General features: G+C 66.0%; 16 protein-coding genes and 2 tRNA genes. 13 read left to right on the forward strand and 5 right to left on the reverse strand.

Features of this window, described 5'->3' with window-relative positions; translation table 11 throughout:
- The first annotated feature begins 51 nt into the window (after positions 1–51).
- Both WP12_RS04820 and pbpC read left to right on the forward strand, forming a co-directional pair.
- Positions 52–5,790 carry an alpha-2-macroglobulin family protein gene (locus WP12_RS04820; protein ID WP_046192631.1) on the forward strand — a complete coding sequence of 1,913 codons (5,739 nt, stop codon included), beginning with the start codon at positions 52–54 and terminating at the stop codon, positions 5,788–5,790.
- 2 nt (positions 5,791–5,792) lie between these two features.
- Positions 5,793–7,904, forward strand: a complete 2,112-nt coding sequence (gene pbpC / locus WP12_RS04825) for a penicillin-binding protein 1C (RefSeq protein ID WP_052730221.1) — start codon at positions 5,793–5,795, stop codon at positions 7,902–7,904.
- A 25-nt stretch (positions 7,905–7,929) separates the two neighbouring features.
- Here pbpC and WP12_RS04830 read toward each other — a convergent pair whose 3' ends face one another.
- The gene (locus WP12_RS04830) at positions 7,930–8,736 is read right to left on the reverse strand and encodes a SirB1 family protein (protein ID WP_046192632.1); all 807 of its coding nucleotides are present in this window, start codon (positions 8,734–8,736) and stop codon (positions 7,930–7,932) included.
- An 83-nt stretch (positions 8,737–8,819) separates the two neighbouring features.
- The gene (locus WP12_RS04835; protein WP_235398968.1) at positions 8,820–9,311 is read right to left on the reverse strand and encodes an Lrp/AsnC family transcriptional regulator; all 492 of its coding nucleotides are present in this window, start codon (positions 9,309–9,311) and stop codon (positions 8,820–8,822) included.
- A 116-nt stretch (positions 9,312–9,427) separates the two neighbouring features.
- Here WP12_RS04835 and WP12_RS04840 point away from each other — a divergent pair, with 116 nt between their 5' ends.
- Positions 9,428–11,770, forward strand: a complete 2,343-nt coding sequence (locus tag WP12_RS04840) for a transketolase (protein WP_046192633.1) — start codon at positions 9,428–9,430, stop codon at positions 11,768–11,770.
- Between the two features lie 37 nt (positions 11,771–11,807).
- On the opposite strand, the gene WP12_RS04845 is transcribed toward WP12_RS04840, so the two are convergent.
- Positions 11,808–11,882, reverse strand: a tRNA-Gln gene (locus tag WP12_RS04845).
- A gap of 211 nt (positions 11,883–12,093) precedes the next feature.
- Here WP12_RS04845 and WP12_RS04850 point away from each other — a divergent pair.
- From WP12_RS04850 to WP12_RS04890, 9 genes are all read left to right on the forward strand, one after another.
- The gene (locus WP12_RS04850) at positions 12,094–13,089 is read left to right on the forward strand and encodes an SDR family NAD(P)-dependent oxidoreductase (protein ID WP_046192634.1); all 996 of its coding nucleotides are present in this window, start codon (positions 12,094–12,096) and stop codon (positions 13,087–13,089) included.
- A gap of 1 nt (position 13,090) precedes the next feature.
- Positions 13,091–13,447 carry a hypothetical protein gene (locus tag WP12_RS04855; RefSeq protein ID WP_152663896.1) on the forward strand — a complete coding sequence of 119 codons (357 nt, stop codon included), beginning with the start codon at positions 13,091–13,093 and terminating at the stop codon, positions 13,445–13,447.
- A 26-nt stretch (positions 13,448–13,473) separates the two neighbouring features.
- Complete coding sequence (locus tag WP12_RS04860) at positions 13,474–14,358, forward strand: dienelactone hydrolase family protein (protein ID WP_235398969.1); 885 nt, start codon at positions 13,474–13,476, stop codon at positions 14,356–14,358.
- Between the two features lie 295 nt (positions 14,359–14,653).
- Positions 14,654–16,564, forward strand: a complete 1,911-nt coding sequence (locus WP12_RS04865; protein WP_052730222.1) for a TonB-dependent receptor plug domain-containing protein — start codon at positions 14,654–14,656, stop codon at positions 16,562–16,564.
- Between the two features lie 62 nt (positions 16,565–16,626).
- Positions 16,627–17,109, forward strand: coding sequence for a YfiR family protein (locus tag WP12_RS04870; RefSeq protein ID WP_235398970.1), 483 nt, complete (start codon positions 16,627–16,629; stop codon positions 17,107–17,109).
- The gene (locus WP12_RS04875; RefSeq protein WP_046192636.1) at positions 17,106–18,815 is read left to right on the forward strand and encodes an ATP-binding protein; all 1,710 of its coding nucleotides are present in this window, start codon (positions 17,106–17,108) and stop codon (positions 18,813–18,815) included. The genes WP12_RS04870 and WP12_RS04875 overlap by 4 nt, the downstream gene beginning before the upstream one ends.
- Before the next feature lie 88 nt (positions 18,816–18,903).
- Positions 18,904–19,281 (forward strand): ArsR/SmtB family transcription factor, encoded by a 378-nt coding sequence (locus tag WP12_RS04880; RefSeq protein WP_327196190.1) that lies wholly within the window; start codon positions 18,904–18,906, stop codon positions 19,279–19,281.
- On the forward strand, positions 19,278–19,790 hold the full coding sequence (locus WP12_RS04885; RefSeq protein ID WP_046192637.1) for an arsenate reductase ArsC: 513 nt from the start codon (positions 19,278–19,280) through the stop codon (positions 19,788–19,790). Before WP12_RS04880 ends, WP12_RS04885 begins: the two co-directional genes overlap by 4 nt.
- Positions 19,787–20,464: an MIP/aquaporin family protein gene (locus tag WP12_RS04890; RefSeq protein ID WP_046192638.1), complete on the forward strand. Its 678-nt coding sequence runs from the start codon at positions 19,787–19,789 to the stop codon at positions 20,462–20,464. The genes WP12_RS04885 and WP12_RS04890 overlap by 4 nt, the downstream gene beginning before the upstream one ends.
- Before the next feature lie 12 nt (positions 20,465–20,476).
- On the opposite strand, the gene WP12_RS04895 is transcribed toward WP12_RS04890, so the two are convergent.
- Positions 20,477–20,551: transfer RNA gene (locus tag WP12_RS04895), tRNA-Thr, on the reverse strand.
- Between the two features lie 124 nt (positions 20,552–20,675).
- Between WP12_RS04895 and WP12_RS25475 the strand changes: the two genes are divergently transcribed.
- Positions 20,676–20,816 (forward strand): hypothetical protein, encoded by a 141-nt coding sequence (locus tag WP12_RS25475; RefSeq protein ID WP_200894456.1) that lies wholly within the window; start codon positions 20,676–20,678, stop codon positions 20,814–20,816.
- On the opposite strand, the gene WP12_RS04900 is transcribed toward WP12_RS25475, so the two are convergent.
- Positions 20,810–21,334 carry a CAP domain-containing protein gene (locus WP12_RS04900; protein ID WP_084690969.1) on the reverse strand — a complete coding sequence of 175 codons (525 nt, stop codon included), beginning with the start codon at positions 21,332–21,334 and terminating at the stop codon, positions 20,810–20,812. The genes WP12_RS25475 and WP12_RS04900 overlap by 7 nt on opposite strands.
- Positions 21,335–21,418: the final 84 nt, after the last annotated feature.

A 21,418-nucleotide genomic window follows, 5' to 3' on the forward strand; every position in this document is an offset into this window, starting at 1 on the left:
GCTAGCCTTGGCCCGCTATCTCGGACAGTCTGCGCTGCTCAGGGAGAGTCTATGCGCGGCGTACTGATCCGGCTTGCTCCGGTGCTCCTCATGCTCGCGTCGGTCGCTTCCTCACAAGGCGGCGGCCCGAGCGTCGTTACCGCCAGTCCCGGCAGCGAGAGCGGCGGGATGCGCAGCTTCCAGATCCGCTTCTCGACGCAGATGGTGCCGCTGGGCGAACCGAGAGCGCGCGGGCCGTTCGATATCGCCTGTCCGATCGCCGGCCAGGGCCGCTGGTCCGATCAGCAGAGCTACAGCTACGAATTCCTCAAGCCGCTGGCCGGCGGCATGAAGTGCACGCTGACCCTGCGCGCCGATCTTGCCGGGCTCGACGGCAGTCCGCTGGTGGGGCCGCCCGCCCGCTATGTCCTCGACATGGGGGCACCCGACCTGCGCGCCATCCTGCCGGCGCGCTACAGCGGCAACATCCAGCAGGACCAGAGCTTCCTGATTGCCACCAACATCGCCGCCGACCGCGCCTCAATCGCGCGCGAGGTCTATTGCGCGGTCGACGGTATCGGCGAGAAGCTACCGGTTGACGTGCTGGGCAGCGATGTCCCGCGCAAGCTGATCACCGGGCTGTCGAATGCTTATCAGCTTCGCAATTTCCTCGAACAGGCCGGGCTCGATCCCGACACCGCGAAGAAGCCGGGCAGCGATCTGCGCAATCTCGTCGCGCTGCGCTGTCGCCGGCCGCTGCCGCCCGGGCGGGACATGGCGCTGGTCTGGCCGAACAGCGTGACAGGCGGCGGACGCATCGCGCTCGAAACCCAGCGCTTCGACTTCCGCGTGATCGACGAGTTCACCGCGCGTTTCGAATGTTCGCGGACCAATCCGCGCGCCGGATGCAGCCCGGTCGAACCGGCCTATGTCCGCTTCACCGCCCCCGTGCCGCACGCCACCGCCGCCGCGATCCGCATTCGCCTGCCCAATGGCCGCCTGATCGCGCCGGCCGGCTTCGACGACAGCGAGAATGCGACGCCGTCACCCACCGTCTCGAGCGTGAAGTTCACCGTGGCGGCCGACCAGACCGCCACGAAGGCGACGCTGATCATGCCCGCGCGGGTGATCGACGAGAATGACCGGCCGCTCGCCAATGCGCGGCGCTTCCCGCTCGACATCCGCTTCGATGCCGCGCCGCCGCTGGTGAAGTTCGCCGCCACCTTCGGCATATTGGAGGCGAAGGAAGGCGGCATATTGCCGCTGACGATCCGCAACGTCGAAGCGAAACTGGCGGGCAGGATGCTGCCGCTGGGCGGCAAGACACTGCGGCTGAGCGCGTCCGATGGCGAGGTCGCCGCCTGGCTGCGCCGGCTCGACGACGCCGAGGGCAGCGAGTTCTCCTATGAACGGCGCGGCGAAACCGAAATCGCCACCAACCATACCCGCGACACCCCGCTGCTCGGCAAGCAGGCGGGACTGAAGCCGACCAGCATTGCCTTCCCCGCCAGGGGCAAGGCGTTCGAAGTGGTCGGCATTCCGCTGAGCAAACCCGGCTTCTATGTCGTCGAGGTCGCGAGCCCGACGCTGGGCCGCACCCTGCTTGGCCGCGACGCCACCCGCTATGTCGCGACCGGCGCGCTCGTCACCAATATGGCGGTCCATTTCAAATGGGGGCGCAGTTCGTCACTCGCCTGGGTGACGGCGCTCGATAGCGGCGAACCGGTCGCGGGCGCGGCGGTACAGGTCATTGACAGCTGCACCGGCAAACCGCTCGCCAGCGGCAGCAGCGACGCGACCGGACGGCTGTTGCTGCGCCAGAAACTGCCCCAGCCCGAAAGCTATGGCGCGTGCGAAGGCGAGAACCATCCGCTGATGGTGTCGGCGCGCAAAGGCGGCGATTTCAGCTTCACGCTGACGAAATGGGGCAATGGCCTGAGCCCCTATGATTTCGACCTGCCCTTCGAATGGGAGGACCGCCCGCTGACCTTCCACAGCATCTTCGACCGGGTGCTGATGCGCGCGGGCGAGACGGTGCATATGAAGCATGTCGTGCGCCGTCCGGTCGCGACGGGCTTCGCGCCGATGGCGATGAAGGGGACGTTGCGGCTGAGCCATCGCGGATCGGATACCCATTATGACCTGCCACTGAGCGTGGGCCGCGACGGTATCGGCCTGAGCGACTGGACCGCACCAAAGGGCACGCCACAGGGCGATTACGACCTTTCTGTGATCGTCGACAAGGACACGACCATCTATCCGGGCCAGTCGGTGCGGGTGGACGAATACCGCCTGCCGACGATGCGGGCGACTATATCCGGGCCGAAGGAGAAGCTGGTCCGCCCGAAGACGGTGCCGGTCAATCTGTTCGTCGGCTATCTGTCGGGCGGGGGCGCGGGCAACCTGCCCGTCTCGGTCCGGACGAGCTTCGACAGCGCCACGCCATCGCCGAAAAAGTGGGAGGACTGGACCTTCGGCGGAATCCCGCTGGTCGAGGGCGTAACTCCGCTGGACGACGACAATCGCGACATGGCGACGCCCCTGCCCGCCGTCCAGTTGCTGGCGCTGTCGCTCGACCGGCAGGGCGCGGCGCGCAGCAATATAGCCATTCCCGAAAGCGTCCGCGATGGCGCGACGCTGTCGGTCGAGATGGATTATCCCGACGCCAATGGCGAAACGCTGACCGCCACCCAGCGCCTCACCCTGCACGCCGCCGCGCTGCGCCTGGGCATCAAGACCGACGGCTGGCTGATGAAGAAGGACGACCTGCGCTTCCGCCTGGTCGCGCTCGACCTCGACGGTAAGCCGGTGCAGGGACGCAGCGTCTCGGTAAAGCTCTATAGCCGCGAGATATTATCGTCGCGCCGACGCCTGATCGGCGGCTTCTACGCCTATGAGAATAATGCAAAGGTCACGCGGCTCTCGCCCAGCTGCACCGTCTTCACCGATGCCCGCGGCCTTGCGAACTGCAAGCTCGATCCCGGCGTGTCGGGCGAGGTCTATGCGGTCGCGATAGTGCGCGACGGCGCGGGCAACGAAACCCGTGCGGTCACATCGGTGTGGCTCGCGGGTGGCGACTGGTGGTTCGGCGGGAATAATGGCGACCGGATGGACCTCGTTCCCGAGCAGCGCGAATATAAGGCGACCGACACCGCGCGCTTCCAGGTGCGCATGCCGTTCCGCTCGGCGACCGCGTTGGTTACGGTCGAGCGCGAAGGCGTGCTGTCGAGCTTCGTCACCAGTTTGTCGGGCAAGGACCCTGTCATCGAAGTGCCGCTGAAGGGCTATTATGCGCCCGACGTCTATGTTTCGGTTATGGCGGTGCGGGGGCGCGTCGCGGGCTGGCGGCTGTGGCTCGCCGAATTCGCACGCGACTGGAACCTTCCCTTCTTCCAGGACCTCGCCGCAAGGCCGACCGCGCTGGTCGATCTCGCCAAGCCGAGCTTCCGGATGGGCGTGGCGCGGATCAGGGTCGGCTGGGACGCGCATCGGCTGAAGGTCGATGTCTCGACCGACAGGCCCAAATATCATGTCCACGACCGGGCGCAGGTGGCCGTGCGCGTCACCGGTCCCGATGGAAAGCCGCCGAGGTCCGCCGAAATCGCCTTCGTAGCGATCGACGAGGCGCTGCTCGCGCTCGCGCCCAACGATAGCTGGAAGCTGCTCGACGCGATGATGGGCGAACGCGCGCTCGCGGTGCTGACTTCGACTGCGCAGATGCAGGTCGTCGGCAAGCGCCATTATGGGCGCAAGGCGGTCGCCGCGGGCGGTGGCGGCGGCGGCGACCTGAGCCAGGTCAACCGCGAGGATTTCCGCCCCGTCCTGCTGTGGAAGGGCCGGGTGCCCCTCGACGCGCGAGGCACGGCGAAGATCGCGGTGCCGCTGTCGGATTCCCTGTCCTCCTTCCGCATGGTTGCGATCGCGACATCGGGCGCTGGCAGCTTCGGCACGGGCGCGGCAACGGTCCGCACCCAGCAGGATCTGAGCATCTATTCGGGGATGGCCCCGCTGGTCCGCTCGGGCGACCGCTATGGCGCGAGCTTCACGCTGCGCAACGGATCCGAACGGCCAATGACGGTGACGGCGCGGGTGACGGCCGATCCCGCGATCGTGCGCGGCAAGCCGCTGACCGTCACCCTTCCCGCCGGGGCCGCCAGGTCGGTGACATGGTGGCTGAACGCCCCCGCCGGGCTCGATAAGCTGACCTGGACGGTCGCTGCGCGATCGTCCGACGGGAAGTCGGCCGACCGGCTGACCGTCGCGCAGACGATCGTGCCCGCGGTGCCGGTCGACGTCTGGGCGGCCACCCTGTTGCATGTCAGGCCGCAATCCTTCGTCAACCTGACCGCGCCCGCTGGCGCGCTGCCGGGGCGTGGCGGGATCGAGGTCCGGCTGACCGACAGCCTGACGCCGCCGCTTGACGGCGTGCGCCGCTATATGCGCGCCTATGAGTTCGACTGTTTCGAGCAAAGACTGTCCAAGGCGGTGGTCGCCGAGGACATGGCGGCATGGAACCGGCTGGCGGGCGACATGCCAGCCTATATCGATCGTGACGGGCTGCTCCGCTATTTCCCCGAGGAACGGATCGAGGGGTCGATCGCGCTGACCGCCTATGCGTTGTCGATCACCGCCGAGGCGGGCTTCGCTCTCCCCGACAACGAACGGGCCCGGCTGATCGCCGCGCTGCAGGCCGTGGTCGAGGGGCGGCTGACGCGCGAGACCGCCTGGTCCGCCGACACGCGCATGGAAAAGATCGCCGCGCTGGCGGCGCTCGCCCGCAACGGCGCGTCGAGCCCGGTATTGCTGGGCCAGATCGGCATGGCCCCCGCCGACATGCAGAGCTCGGCGCTGATCGACTGGCTCGCCGCCCTCACCCGCACGCCGGGCGCGGACCCCGCGATGATCGCGCGCGCCGACGCGGCGCTGCGCACCCGCATCGCCTATGAAGGATCGCGCTTCGACTTTGTCGACAGCGGCACCGCGCCGTGGTGGATGATGACATCGGGCGACGAGATGGCGAACCGCGCGGTCGCGGTGCTCACCGGCCGGCCCGGCTGGCAGGATGACCTGCCCCGCCTCGTCGTCGGCGCGTCGCTGCGCCAGCAGCGCGGCCATTGGGACACGACGCCCGCCAATGCCTGGGGTGTGGTCGCGGCCAGGCGCTTCGCCGCGCTCTACCCACCCACCGCGATCAGCGGCACGACGAGCCTGAACCTGCTCGGCCAGTCGCGCGCCGCGAACTGGCCTGCGTCGGCGCCGGTCACGCTACGCTTCCCGCTGCCCAGCGCCCCTGCCCCGATCCGGCTGTCGCATCCGGGCGCTGCGGGACCGTGGGCGCAGGTGCAGGTCTCGGCGGCGGTGCCGCTCAAACAGGCCTTCTTCGCCGGCTATCGCGTGACGCGGCAGGTCAGTGCGATCCAGCGGCGCGATCCGAACAAGCTCACCAAGGGTGACGTGCTGCGTATCCGCCTGACGATCGACGCAGGGGCCGAGCGCAACTGGGTGGTGGTCAACGATCCGATCCCGGCGGGCGCAACTATCGTCAGCGACCTCGGCGGGCAATCGGCAGCGCTCGCAGCGCAAGTTTCAGGCGGCGGCGACGGCATCCAGCCAAGCTATGTCGAGCGCGGCCAGGATGACTGGCGCGGCTATTTCGCCTGGGTGCCGCGCGGGCGCTTCACCGTCGAATATGCGGTGCGGCTCAACGCGCCGGGACGCTTCCAGCTGCCTCCGACGCGGGTGCAGGCGATGTATTCGCCCGAGATCCGCGCCGCGCTGCCCAATGCCATGGTCTCGGTTCACCCGCAGTGAGAATGCCCTCCCGCGGGGTCGTGCGGCGCGTGCTGCTGCTCTCGCCGTTCGCGCTGCTTATACTGCTCTGGCTCGCGACATGGCCGCCGGTGATGCCCGCGCCGGAGGCGGTAGGCGCGGCATGGCGGCCGACCGAAAGCTGGCTCTACGATCGTCAAGGCCGCCTGCTCGAAAGCCGTCGGGTCGATTTCAGCCAGCGCCGGCTCGGCTGGGCTCCGATCGGCGACATCGCACCAGCGCTGCGCCAGATGGTGATCGCTGCCGAGGACCGCCGCTTCGCCAGCCATGGCGGGGTCGACTGGCTGGCGACGGCGGGATCGATCCGCGATGCGCTGTCGGGCAGGCGCGCGCGCGGCGCTTCGACGATCAGTATGCAGCTCGCCGCCTATCTCGCGCCGCAGCTCGCCCGGCCCGGATCGCGCGGGCTGTGGCAGAAAGCACGGCAGATGCGCGCGGCGATGGCGATCGAGGCCCGCTGGTCGAAGGCGCAGATCCTCGAAGCCTATCTCAATCTGGCCGGCTTCCGGGGCGAGGCGCAGGGCGTGACGGCCGCCAGCCGCCAGCTGTTCGACAAGCCGCCCTCGGCGCTGTCGCATGACGAGGCGGCGCTGCTGACCGCACTCCTTCCCAATCCGCAGGCCCCGCCCGAACGGGTGGCGGAACGGGCCTGCCGGCTCGTTCCCGGCAACTGCCGCGCGATCACCGCGCTGGCGGCCCAGTCGCTAGGCAGCGCGCGGCGGATGCGGATCGATCCGGGTCTCGCCCCGCATCTCGCCGCACGGCTGCTCGACAAGCCCGGAATGCGCGTCGCCACGACGATCGACGCCGATATCCAGCGCATCGCCAACGCCGCGCTCGCCCGCCAGCTGATCGGCCTGGGCGACCAGCGCGCGCGAGATGGGGCGGTGATCGTCCTCGACAACGCGACAGGCGACACGCTCGCTTATGTCGGCGGGGTCGGCGGCGGATCGACCGCATCGGCGGTCGACGGCGCCGGTGCGCCGCGCCAGGCGGGCTCGACGCTGAAGCCCTTCCTCTACGCCGCCGCGTTCGAGCGCGGCTATCTCACCGCCGGGTCGATCCTCGACGACAATCCGGTCCAGCTCGATACCGCATCGGGCCTTTATGTGCCGCAGAATTACGATCGCGGCTTCAAGGGTCCCGTCTCGGCGCGATCGGCGCTGGCGGCGTCGCTCAACGTGCCCGCGGTGCGCACGCTGCTGCTCGTCGGGGTCAACGCCTTCCGCGATCACCTATGGGACATCGGCTATAAGGGACTGACCGAGGAGGGCGACTATTACGGCTTCTCACTCGCGCTCGGTTCGGCGGAGGTGACCCTGACCGAACAGGCCAATGCCTTTCGCACGCTCGCAAATGGCGGGCGGTGGTCAGCGGCGCGGCTGATCGAACGTGACCCGGACGCCGCCTTTCGCGCCGTGATCACCCCCGCCGCGGCCTGGATCACCGCCGACATCCTGTCCGATCCCGGCGCGCGGGCCGGCACCTTCGGTCTCGACAGCGCGCTGCGCCTGCCCTTCTGGACCGCCGTGAAGACCGGCACGTCGAAAGCGATGCGCGACAATTGGTGCATCGGCTTTTCGGCGCGGTACACGGTTGCGGTGTGGATCGGCAATCTCGAAGGGGATTCGATGCGTGCGGTGTCGGGCACCAGCGGAGCGGCGCCGGTCTGGCGCGAGTTGATGCTGGCGCTCCATCGCCACGCCGCGCCGCAACGTCCGGCGAAGCCCGCCGATGTCGAAAGCCGCCCTGTGCGTTTCGCCGGGAATATCGAGCCGCCGCGCACCGAATATTTCCTGCGCGGCACCGGCCAGCCGCTGTTCGGCCCCGCGCCGCCCGAAGCCCGCCGCGCGCGGATCACCAGCCCGCTATCCGGCAGCGTCTACGCACTCGATCCCGACATTCCGATCGATCGCCAGCGCATCCGCATCCTCGTCAGCGGCGCGGTCGCGAACCATCGGCTGATCCTCGACAGGCGCGATGTCGGTCCCGCCGCGGCGCAACCGCTGGTCCTGCCGGGTCCCGGCGCGCACCGGCTGATCCTGCGCGATGCGAAGGGACGCGCCGCCGACCAGATATTGTTCACGGTGCGCTAGTCGGCTTAACGCGATTTCATCGGTCCTACCGTCCCGAAATCGCCTCCAGCGCGGCAGATATCTGGGCTCGGCTGTCCCCATCGCGGGTGATTTCGAGCATCGCGCTCAGGCTGATCCGCGCGTTTTCGATCTGGCCGGCGGCGAGCTGAAGCCTGGCGAGATCCCACCAGCCCTGACCGTTCGAAGGCGCGACCTCGACCATCCGTTCGTAGATGACGAGGGCCCGACCGGCATCGCCTTCCTGTTCGGCGCGGTTCGCCTGGTTGAGCAGCAGCCGCACGAGCACCAGCCTGTTGGTCATGGCCGCGACATGCATCTGCTCGACCGCCGCTTCCGCGCCCAGCGCGTTGCGAAGCAGATTCACCAATGCGGTCGGCGTGATGACTATCCCGTCATGGAAGGGATCGATCACCACCGACGCATCGGGCGGGCCGATGCGGACGAGGACATGGCCGGGCGTGTTGAGCGCATCGGCCGACCAGCCGATCCGCCGCGCCATGGCGACATAGAGGATCGAAAGACTGACCGGCAGGCCCTGCCGCCGGTCGATCACGCGGATCATGTCGGCGTTGAGCGGCGCGTCATAGGTCGCCTTGTCGCCGGTGAAGCCATGCCGTTCGGCCAGAATATGCGCGAGGATCGCGGCCTGTTCCGCACCGGAGGCCGCATCTCCCGCCGCCTCGCCGAGCTCCTCCTCGATATCGCCGAGCCGGGCGACATAGGGAGCCAGGTCGATCCCGTCATGGTCGAGCGCGCTCAGTTCGAGCGCAGCGATATCGAGCTGGATATCCTCATCGTCGAGGAGACCGAGATGGGCAATTGAAGCTATCATGACGGGCGGGCTGCCTCCAACAGACGGTGGATGCAGAGCCATATGGGGAGACGCCCCGGCGCACGCCAGCCCCCGCCCCGCGATCACCGTATCGACGCCACCGGGATGGCGGTGCGATAGACGATGGGGCGGAGTGCGAAGCTGGACGTGACCTGTGAAAGGCCGGCGATGCGGGTTAGCTTCTGACGGAGGAAGTCCTCGAATTCCGCAAGCGAGGCGACGAGCACCCGGAGCTGGTAGTCGCTCTCACCCGTCATCAGATAGCATTCCATCACCTCGGGAAAATCCGCGATGGCCTGCTCGAAGGCAGCCAGATGGCGGTCGTGCTGGCCATCGAGGCGCACCCGGACGAATGCCGTGACCTGCAAGCCGACCGCAGCGGGATCGACGAGCCCGACATAGTTGCGGATGATCCCCGCCCCCTCGAGCTGACGCACGCGGCGGAGGCACGGGCTCGGCGACAGGCCGACCCGACCCGCGAGATCATGATTGGTGATCCGGCCATCTTGTTGGAGTTCCGACAGGATCCGCTGATCTATCGCATCTATCGTATAATTTGAAATAATCCGCTCCACTTTGCCGATCCGCAGATATTTTATGCCAATCAGATAGGATAACGCAGCTATCTTCGCAATGAACGAAATCAATCAATAGGTTATCAGGGGCAGCATCACACCTGAGGGACGCGACCATGCTGCACGACATTAAGCCACGGGATCCATCGGTCGTAGCCGCGATCGAGACTCTCGAGACGCGGCTGCGCTGGCTGTCGTCATGGACAATTCACAACGCCAATCATCTGCGCGACAGCCGCGACGGGCTGAAGGTCGGCGGACATCAGGCAAGCTGCGCTTCGATTACCGCGATCATGGCGGCGCTATACTTCCACGCGCTCGGCCCGAACGACAAGGTGGCGGTGAAGCCGCATGCCGGGCCGGTGCTGCACGCGATCCATTATCTGCTAGGCAACCAGAGCCTTGACCAGCTTCAGCGTTTTCGCGGCCTCGGCGGCGCGCAAAGCTATCCGAGCCGCACCAAGGACAAGATTCCCGTCGATTTCTCGACCGGCTCGGTCGGCCTTGGCGTCGCGATCACGGCCTTTGCCAGTCTGGTGCAGGATTATCTGATCGCGCATGGCGAGCTTGCCGAGGCCGATGCGGGCCGGATGATCGCACTGATGGGCGATGCCGAACTCGACGAGGGCAATATCTACGAATGCCTGATCGAAGGTTACAAGCACGATATCCGCAATTGCTGGTGGATCGTCGACTATAACCGTCAGTCGCTCGATCACACCACCGCCGACCGGATGTTCAATCGGTTCGACGACATCTTCCGCACCTGCGGCTGGCGCGTGCTGACTCTGAAACATGGCAAGAAGCAGCGCGACACCTTCCGCAAGCCCGGCGGCCAGGCGATCGCCGACTGGATCGACAATTGCCCCAATGCCGAGTTCGCCGCGCTTACCTATCAGGGCGGCGCGGCATGGCGCGCGCGGCTGAACGCCGACCTGGCGGGACAGGCGCAGGCGCTCAAGCTGATCGCGACCTTCGACGATGAGGCGCTGGCGGGGCTGATGACCAATCTCGGCGGGCATTGCATCGAAACGCTGCTCGACGCCTTCGCCCAGGCCAGTGACGACAAGCCGACGATGTTCATCGCCTATACGGTCAAGGGCTATGGCCTGCCCTTCGCGGGCCACAAGGACAATCATGCCGGGCTGATGAACCCGACCCAGATCGACGGGCTGCGCACCAGCCTGAACATCGCCGAGGGCGACGAATGGGCGCCGTTCGGCGGGCTCGGCGACAATGTGGCGGCGACGCTCAAGGCCTTCGTGGACCAGTCGCCGCTGGCGACGCGCGCCGACCCCGCGCCCGCCAATATCGTCCCGGTACCGCACATCCCCGCGCCCGAGGGCAAAGAGCAGTCGACCCAGGCCGCCTTCGGCCGCATCCTGCTGGATCTCGCCAAGTCGGGCCACCCGCTCGCCGACCGGATCGTCACCACCTCGCCCGACGTGACCGTGTCGACCAATCTGGGCGCCTTCGTGAACCAGCGCGGCCTGTTCCGCCGGCAGGAGCTCAAGGACGTCTTCCACGCCGCGAAGATCCCTTCGGCGCAGAAATGGTCGGGCCATGGCGCGGGCCAGCATATCGAGTTGGGCATCGCCGAGCATAACCTGTTCCTGATGCTCGCGGCGCTTGGCCTCTCCGCGCCGGTCTTCGGCACGCGGCTGATGCCGATCGGCACTGTCTACGACCCCTTCATCGCGCGCGGCCTCGATGCGCTCAACTATGGCTGTTACCAGAACGCGCGCTTCCTGCTCGTCGCGACCCCGTCGGGGGTGACGCTCGGGCCAGAGGGCGGCGCGCATCAGTCGATCAACTCTCCCCTGATCGGCATGGGCCAGCCCGGCCTCACCTATTTCGAACCCGCTTTCGTCGACGAGCTCGCGCTGATGATGCGCTGGGCGTTCGAGCATATGCAGGCCGACGACGGCGGTTCGGTCTATCTACGGCTTACCACCCGCGCGCTCGAGCAGATCGAGCGCCCTGACGACGGGTGGCACGAGGACGCGCTGAAGGGCGGATATTGGTTGATGCGGCCAGCCCCCGGCGCGGAGGCGGCGATCGTCTTTACGGGTGCCATCGCGCCCGAGGCGATCGCCGCCTATCATGATCTGGTCGAGGACATTCCCGGACTGGGACTGCTCAACATCACTTCCCCCGACCTGCTCCATCGCGGCTGGTCGGCACGACAAGCGGGCCGATGGGAAGCAGGCGCCGCCGGCGAGCGTTCGCACGTCGAATCACTGCTGCGCGAATTGTCGCCCGATGCGGGCCTCGTTACGATCATCGACGGCAGCCCGTCCGCACTGTCGTGGATCGGCGGCGTGCGCGGTCAGAAGGTCAGCCCGCTGGGCCTCGACCGCTTTGGCCAGACCGGGGATCTGCCCGACCTCTACCGAACCTATCGTCTCGATCGCGACGCGATCGCCGACGCGGCGGCAGAGCTGTTCTTGCGAGATTGATCGCGTTCGCCCGATCGGTTGGACGCAGGCGGGAAATTGGCTGGGGCGGCAGGATTCGAACCTGCGAATGGCGGCACCAAAAGCCGCTGCCTTACCACTTGGCGACGCCCCAGCATCGCGTGGTCAGCGGCCATTAAAGCCATCGCCGGGCAATGGGAAGCCTTGAAGACAGCTTTTCCAAAAGCCAGTACCTCAATCGCTTCAGGCTGATTGGCCTGAAGCGTGAATCAAAGTCGCCGCTATCCCGTCAGAGCCTGATTCACGCCGCCGGGCGGAAGCGCACAGCGCTTCCACCTCCGACGATCAGGCTCTAGGGTGTCGCCATGACGATCCTGGTTACTGGCGCCGCCGGCTTCATCGGCATGCACTGTACATTGCGCCTGCTCGCGCGGGGCGAGGCGGTGATCGGGATCGATAATCTCAACGATTATTACCCGGTCAGCCTGAAGCAGGACCGGATCGCGCATGTCGAAAAGGCGGGCGGCGACTTCCGCTTTATCCAATGCGATTTCGCCGATCACGCGGCGCTCGAAGCCGCGCTGGATGGGGTCGAGTTCGACCGGATCATCCACCTCGGCGCACAGGCCGGGGTGCGCTATTCGATCGAAAATCCCCGCGCCTATGCGCAAAGCAATCTGCTCGGCCATCTCAACATGCTCGAATTGGGCCGGCATCGCGGCTCCAGGCATCTCGTCTACGCCTCGTCATCCTCGGTCTATGGCAGCAACGACAGCCTGCCTTTCCGGGTCGAGGACCGAGTCGATCATCCCGTCTCGCTCTATGCCGCGACCAAGAAGGCCGATGAGCTGATGAGCGAAACCTATGCCCATCTCTATCGCCTGCCGCAGACCGGGCTGCGTTTCTTCACCGTCTATGGCCCCTGGGGCCGGCCCGACATGGCCCTGTGGCTGTTCACAGATGCGATCCTGAAAGGACGGCCGATCCAGGTCTTCAACGGCGGTGAGATGCGGCGCGACTTCACCTATATCGACGATATCGTCACCGGGGTGATCGCCGCGCTCGATCGTGCGCCTGCCGATGACGGGGTGGAAAAGGCCGGAGGCAGCCATGGCCCCCATGCTGTATACAATATCGGCAACCATCGCTCCGAAGAGCTGACCACGCTGATCGCGACGATCGAGGCCGCCTGCGGCAAACCCGCGATCCGTGACTTGAAGCCGATGCAACCCGGCGACGTGCGCGAGACCTTTGCCGATATCAGCGCCATTCAACGCGATCTGGGCTTCCACCCGACCACCAGCATCGCCGAAGGCGTTCCGCGCTTCGTCGACTGGTTCCGCGCCTATCATGGGATATGAGATGATCTTGCGACCCTTCCTGATCGCCACTGCGCTGCTGACGCTCTCCGCCTGCGGCAAGGAGGAGGCATCGACCGACGCCGGGGCCGTCGGCGAGCCGCAGATCGCGACCAGCATCGACGATTACGCGCTGCCCGTGGACCGATCGGCGCAGATCACAGCGATCGATGCCGCGACCGGCGATGCCGGCGGCATGCCACGGGATGGCGGCGCGATCGTCACCACGACGAAACCGGAACCGCGCCCGGCGGTCGAAGAGCCCGAAGCACCAGCCGCCGCCGCGACACCGTCGCCCTTGATCGCACTGCCGCCACCGCCCGCACCTGCCGCACCGCCCCCGGTCACGACAGGAAACTAAAGCCCTATGAAGTCAGGGGAATCGAGATGATCGACGAGAATGAACTCAAGGCCCGCGCGATTGCGCTTCATGATCGCTTCACCCATGGCACGCAGGACCGCCGGGCCTTCATGGCGGACATGACCCGCCTCGCAGGCAGCGCCACCGCCGCGCAGGTGCTGATCGCATCGATCGCCGCAAGCCCCGCCGCCGCTACGGTGATCGCCGAGGACGATAAGCGGCTGAACACGAAGATGGTCCATTGGAAGGGCGCCGATGACCGTCAGCTGTTCGGCTATATGGCGATCCCGAAAAAGCATGCGAAGAAACCCGCCGCAGTGATCGTCGTCCACGAGAATCGCGGTTTGCAGCCCTATACCAAGGATGTCGCGCGGCGGCTCGCCGTTGCGGGCTTCGTCGGCCTCGCGGTGGATTTCCTCGCGCCCGTCGGGGGAACCCCCGCCGACGAGGACAAGGCGCGGCAGATGATCGGCGCGCTGGACCTGTCCGCCGCTACCGCCGATGGCGTCGCAACCGTGAACTTCCTTGCCGCCGACAAGCTGCTCAAGGGCAAGGTCGGCGTCGTCGGCTTCTGCTGGGGCGGCGCGATGGCGAACCGGCTCGCGGTCGCCTCCGGCCCCACACTGGCAGCCGCCTGCGCCTATTATGGTCCGCCGCCGCCGCCGTCCGAAGCCGCTAAGGTCAGGAGCGCGCTGATGCTCCATTATGCAGGAACCGACGACCGCGTGAATGCCGGCGCAACCCCGTGGGTCGATGCGCTCAATGCCGCGAAGGCCGATGTGCAGCGCTTCGATTATCCTGGCACGCAGCACGCCTTCCATAACGACAGCTCGGCGGCGCGCTACAATGCCGAAGCCGCCGCGCTGTCATGGGATCGCACCATTGCCTTTTTCCGGCAAAAGCTGGCTTAAAGCCTTCCTAACAGCCCTTTAACACCCCGAAAAACGCCCCAAAAAATCTCAGGACGTTTTCGTTGGCTGGCAGCCGGCTTTCCATCCTTGGACGAGTGGGCCGATCTGCCGCCATACGATGCGGCATTTCGATGATCCGCTTTGGCTTTCTCCCAAAGCTTGCGAACGCCCAATGCCGGTTCCCGGGGCTCGAGCGACCGCGACCTCGCACGCTGGAATGCAGCGTCACAACCAGGAACTAATTTTTTTGTCATGCGTCTCGCGCAGCTCGGCGCGTGTCGGCTAAAGGGGGGTTATGGAACGGGGTATCAAGCGCAATGCGGCGATCACGAGCCTGTGGGCGATGGCAGTGTTGGGGCCGTGCGGCGGGCTGAATGCACAGAGCATCGAAGAACTGCGCGACATGTCGATCAACGACCTCGCGAACTTCGACGTCTCTTCGGTCACCAAATCCGCCGGGACGCTCTCCGACGCACCGGCTTCGATCTATGTCATCACGCATGACGACATCGTCAGGTCGGGCAATATCACCCTGCCCGGCATGCTGCGCCTCGCGCCCAATCTTCAGGTCATGCGCGGCGGCCAGGGCGGACTGATCGTCACCGCCCGCGGGCTGAGCGGCAACGCGGGAGCCCAGAATTTCTCGAACAAACTGCTCGTCCTGATCGATGGCCGCAGCGTGTACACGCCGCTTTATTCGGGCGTCTATTGGGACATGCAGGACCTGCTGCCCGAGGATATCGACCGTATCGAGGTGATCAGCGGCCCGGGCGCGACCCTGTGGGGTGCGAACGCCGTCAATGGCGTGATCAACATTATCACGCGCCCTGCCGGGGCGACACAGGGACTATATGCGACCGGTGTAGTCGGCAACCGGACCCGCGACGCCGGGCTGCGCTATGGCGGGCGGATCGGCGACACGATCAACTATCGGCTCTACGCCAAGGGGCACCGCAACCTCGACAGCAGCAAGACGATCAACAACGACAGCTGGCGCATTCAGGGCGGATTCCAGGTCGACTGGACCCCGACCGATATCGACCGGTTCATGGTGCAGGGCGACGGCTATCGCGGCGCGCGCGGCCAGAATGCCGCGCCGCGCGAGGAAATCCATGGCCGCGACATCCTGGCGCGCTGGAACCGCGACGGGGCGACCTCCTCGCTGCAGGTGCAGGCCTATTATGACCGCGCCGGACGCAAGACGCGCAATGGTGGCGGCAGCTTCACCGTCGACACGGGCGATATCGACATCCAGCACAGCATCGCTATCGGCGAGCGGCACGATATCGTCTGGGGCGGCGGAGCGCGGGTTGCCCGTTACGACATCGTCGGCAATCAGAGCATCTTTTTTGCTCCGGCCAAGCGGACGCTCTTCCTCGCCAATATCTTCATGCAGGACAGCATCGAATTGGCGCCGACGCTCACCGGTATCGCAGGTCTCAAGCTGGAAAAGGATCCCTATTCGGGCGCGGTGCTGCTGCCCAGCGCGCGGCTGTCGTGGAAACCCGATGCCCGCTGGCTCTTGTGGGGCGCGGTCTCGCGCGCAGTACGTTCCCCGACGCCGTTCGACCGCGATGTCGTCGAACGCTTGGGCGGCGTCGACTTTCTGATCGGCCCGTCGAGCTTCCGCTCTGAGAAGCTGACCGCCTTTGAAGCCGGCAGCCGGCTGATCGCATCGTCGCGTGCCTCGCTGTCGGTATCGGGATTCTACAATGTCTATGACGACCTGCGCACGATCGAGCCCGCCCCCGGGGGCTTCCTGCCGTTGCAGTGGGGTAACGGGATCAAGGGTCATAGCTACGGCTTCGACAGCTGGGCCGATCTGCGTGTCGCCGACTGGTGGCGGATAAAGCCGGGCTACAGCCTGTTGATCCAGCGCTTCCGCTTCAAGCCCGGCGCAAGCGGACTGCTCGATGTCGGCCAGGTGGGCAATGATCCCAAGCATCGCATCACGCTGCGATCGTCGATGGATATCGGGACGCGGATCAATCTGGACGCCGATCTGCGCTATGTCAGCAGCCTCCCGAACCCGCGCGTTTCTGGCTATGTCGAGATGGGCGCGCGCATCGGCTATATGATCGGTCAGCAGGCGGAATTCTCGGTCTCCGGCTTCAATCTGCTCCACAAGAGGCATCGCGAATTGCCGGTCACCGAGGCCAGCGCGGTGCCGCGCAGCGTCTTCGCCGCCCTGAAATGGCACATTTGAGCGGCATCGCGCCCCTGTTGCGACGGCTATATCCAGCCGTAGCCCTGCTCTTGGGGGGCGGGTTGGCCCTCGCCGTGCCGGCGGCCGCGCCGGCGCCGCTCGAGCAGGCGATCAAGGCTAGCTACATCACCAAGTTCGCGCCCTTCGTCGAGTGGCCGGCAGCCGCCTTCGCCTCACCGGCAAGCCCGTTCACGATCTGCGTCGCCGGTCGTGACGCCTTTGGCCCGGTCCTTGAAGAGGTCGCCCGCGCGCAGAAGGTTCGTGGCCGGCCGATGCAGATCCGGCGCATCGGAGAGTCCCCACCGGCCGGCGGCTGCCATATCCTCCTCGTCGGAGCCGGGCCTTCCGACACCATGCTGAACCATGTGGCCGGCCAGCCCGTCCTGACCATAACCGACAAGAGCGCGGGCATCGACGGAGGCATGATCCGGTTCGTGCGGCAGGCGGGCCGGGTTCGATTCGAGATCGACAACGGCGCGGCGCGGGCCGCGCATCTTTCCATCAGTTCGAAGCTGCTGGGGCTGGCTGTAACGGTGGCCCGATGAAACCCATACCCGATTTCTTCGATCGCCTCGCCCGCAGGCTGACGGCCAGCCCGCTCGGCGCCTTGCTCATAGCGGTGGCGCTGCTGATAGGCGCGCTGTTCCTGGCGATTCAGAATGATCGCCTCGGCAAGTCCGAAAAGCTGCGCCAGGCGACCGTCCAGGCGAACATCCTGGCCAGCAGCCTCGCCGCGCCGCTCGCCTTTGACGACAATGACGCCATTCGCGAATATCTGCACGCCTTCCGCGCCGATGCCGCGATCCAGGCGGCGGCGGCCTATGACGAACATGGCAAGCTGGTGGCGGGCTTCGCGCAGCCCGGCGCCGCCCTGCCCCCCACCGGTCGATTGACGACCCCGGCCTTCCAGGGCCGCGACCTCATCGTCACCGCCGCGGTCGCGCAGGATGGCAGCCGGATCGGCACTGTTTACATGCGGTCATCGATCGAGAGCGGCCTGCGCCGCGCGATGCGGTATCTCGGCATCGCCCTCATCGTCGTATTCGCTTCTTTCCTAGTGGCGCTGCTCGGCGCCGCCTACGCCTCGCTCAGCCATTCGCTCGTACGGCTTCGGTCAGAGATCGAAAGCCGCGAGAAGGCGGAAGCCGCACTGCGCCAGTCGCAGAAGATGGAAGCGATGGGCCAGCTGACCGGTGGCGTCGCTCATGATTTCAACAACCTGCTGATGGTCGCATCGGGCGGGCTCGAACTGCTCGAACGCACCACCGACCCGGAAAAACGCAAGCGGCTCAACACCGGCATCAGACAGGCCGTCGATCGCGGCGCCAAACTGACTCAACAGCTTCTCACCTTTGCCCGCCGCTCGCCGCTCAACCCCGAAGTCATCGACCTGGCCGACCGCATCCACGGCATGGATACATTGCTCGACCGGTCGCTGCGCGAGGATGTGGCGATCGTCCTCGATCTGCCCGAGGACCTGTGGCTGGTCGAGGTCGATGCCTCACAGCTCGAAGTCGCGGTGCTCAACATGGCGCTCAACGCACGCGACGCCATGCCGGCCGGCGGCACGATCACGATCAGCGCGCATAACCACGCCCAGCCCGGAGCGCGGGATCAAATCGTCCTCGCCATCGCCGACACCGGCACGGGCATAGAACCGGAACAGATCAGCAAAGTCTTCGAGCCGTTCTTCACGACCAAGGGGGTCGGACAGGGAACCGGGCTGGGACTCAGCCAGGTCTATGGCTTCGTCCAGTCCTCAGGCGGCGAAATCGAGGTTGAGAGCGAGCCGGGTCAGGGCACGACGATGCGCCTGCGGCTTCCGCGCACCAACAAGGCGGTGCCAAAACCTGCGGGCCACCCCCCAGTCGCGCCGCGCGGCGGAAAAGGACGCCGCCGCGCCCTGCTGGTCGAGGATGACGATACGGTCGCAACGATGGTCGGCGGCATGCTCGACGAGCTCGACTTCGACCATGACCGCGTCGCCTCGGCCGATGCCGCTCTCGAGCGGCTCGAAGCCGATACCGAGGTCGAGCTCATTCTGTCGGACATGATGATGCCGGGGGAAATGAACGGTCTCGATCTGGTGCGCGTGATTGCGAAAAAATGGCCGAAGCTTCCGACGATCCTGATGACCGGCTACAGCGCGGCGGCGGCTTCGGCGGCGTCCGAGGGCCTGCGTCTGCTGGTCAAACCCTATCGTCTCGATGATCTGGCGACGGAGATCGACGCTGTGACCAAGAGCAAGTGAACGCTTTGCGAAGTGGTGATCGAAACTCGCCTGGACGGCGCCCTCCTTTCTAATTCTATATTTCCATGATATTCGAATTATCGAATCGATGGAGATCATGATGCAACTGCCCACTGCCGTCACCGCCCTGTCCGCGCTGGCTCATGGACGCCGGCTGGCTGTTTTCCGCCTGTTGGTCCGGGCCGGGCCGGATGGCGTGGCAGCGGGAGACATCGCGCGCGAGATCGGGGTGCTGCCGAATACGCTTTCGACCCATTTGACGATCCTCGGCCATGCCGGGCTGATCGCATCGCGGCGTGAAGGGCGGTCCGTCATCTACATCGCCCATTATCCCGGCACGCGCGATCTGCTGGAGTTCCTCGTATCCGACTGCTGCGGCGGGCGTCCCGAGATTTGCGCCCCGCTGATCGACATCGCGGATCAGTCCAGATGCTCCACGCCCACGCCTGAGGCACTCGACGCATGAGCGCGCCCTACAATGTGCTGTTTCTGTGCACTGGCAATTCGGCCCGGTCGATCCTCGCCGAATCCATCATGAACCGCGTCGGCAATGGCAGGTTTGTCGGCTATTCGGCGGGTTCGATGCCAAAAGGCGAAGTGCATCCGCACGCAATCCAACTGCTCGCCAGCCTGGATCATGACATATCGCGGTTGCGTTCGAAGTCGTGGGAAGAGTTCGCCGTGCAGGGCGCTCCGAAGCTGGATTTCATCATGACCGTCTGCGACAATGCGGCGGGGGAAATCTGCCCGATATGGCCGGGGCAACCCGTTCAGGCGCATTGGGGCGTCCCCGATCCCGCCGCTGTCGAAGGCCCGGACCCGATGGTCGCGCTGGCCTTTGCCGACACGTACCGGATGCTGAGCAATCGTATCGGACTGTTCGCCAGCCTGCCGGTCGAAAGCCTCGGCCGCATGGCGATCAAGCGCCAGATGGACGATATCGGCCAGACCCGCGACGAACCCGCCCGCGCATGATCCGGCATATCGTTGCCGAAGGCATCGGCACGGCGTTCCTGCTGGCGATCGTCGTCGGCTCCGGCATCATGGGAGAGCGCCTGTCCGGCGGCAACGAGGCCATCGCGCTGCTGGGCAACAGCATCGCGACCGGCGCTGGGCTGATCGTGCTGATCCATGTCTTCAGTCCGATATCCGGCGCGCATTTCAATCCGGTGGTAACGCTCGCCTTTGCGTTTCATCGGGAGGTCGCGCCTCGGACAGCTGGCTTCTACATCGCCGCACAGTGCATTGGGGCGGTGCTCGGCGTCTGGACCGCCCACGCCATGTTTGCCGAGCCGTTGATCCAGCTGTCGTACAAAGTGCGCGCCGGCCCAGCGCAGGGCTTTTCCGAGATGATCGCGACGTTCGGGCTGATCGGAACGATATTCGGCATGCGCCGCTCCCGTCCGGAGCAAACGCCCGCCGCGATCGGCCTCTACATCACCGCCGCCTATTGGTTCACCGCATCGACTTCGTTCGCAAACCCCGCGGTGACGATCGCGCGCAGCCTGTCGAACAGCTTCTCCGGCATCGCACCAACGTCGGTCTCTTTATTCCTGGCAGGTCAAATCTCGGGGGCCGTCGCGGCTGTCATATTTTTCAGGTGGCTGTTCGCGGACAGCGGGTGCCCGGAGGGCCAAGCTTCACTCTAAGCTTCTGAAAAATGGTGCTGCCGGTGAGGATTGAACTCACGACCTCAGCCTTACCAAGGATGCGCTCTACCACTGAGCTACGGCAGCATTGCCTGCGATTAGCGGGCAGCCGGGATGTTCGTCCCGGCGGTGTCGGGGGCCTATGGACAATGCCGGGGCTGGCGTCAAGGCAGCTTGCCGATTGTGGTGCGATATGGTTATCGATCCTCCAATGAAGAAGGGCGACGCCAAACCAGCCGACGATCGCGCCGCGCGCCTTGCCGAGGCGCTGCGCGCCAATCTGCACCGCCGCAAGGCCCAGGCGCGGGCCACGGCGGACTCGCCTCCGGCCGCCGACAAAGCCGATCAGTAGGGCTTTTCGCCGATCACATTGCCGCCTTCGAGATAGCGGCACACCAGCACCTCATCCTCCGCGCTCGCGGCGATCGCGCAGCCGACTTCGGTAGTCGATCGCCAGACGAGCTGCGTATAATGGCCGACGTCGCGCCACTGACCAGTGGTGCTGTTGCGTGGAAACGGGCCGTTGACGAAGATCTTGCGCTCGTCGACCCACAGATTCACCATCTGCTCGGGCGTGTAATAGCCCCGGGTGCCACGCCAGAGATTCTCACCCTCCTCGCCATCGATCGCGTCGGTATAGTCGGCGGTATCGCTATGCTCGAGCCCCTCGATCAGGGTGAGCTGCAACGCCCATTCGCGCGACTGGCGCGCAAGCCTTTCGCTCCATTTCAGCGGCGGGATGCCAAGGCGCACCCGCTCGGCATTGTGCGCGGCCAGCAGCCGGTCGTTGATATCCTGTGGCGTCCACAAGGGGGCTGCGCCACCGACAGCCAGCCAGACCATCGGCGCAACCATGAGACGAGCCGTCATCCGGCGCCACGGCATCATATGCTCGTCAGCCCAATCCCCTGTGCCCCGCAACATGGGCCAACAGCCCAACCCGTACCGGCAACG

The organism is Sphingomonas sp. SRS2, assembly GCF_000971055.1.
Taxonomy (GTDB): Bacteria; Pseudomonadota; Alphaproteobacteria; order Sphingomonadales; family Sphingomonadaceae; genus Rhizorhabdus.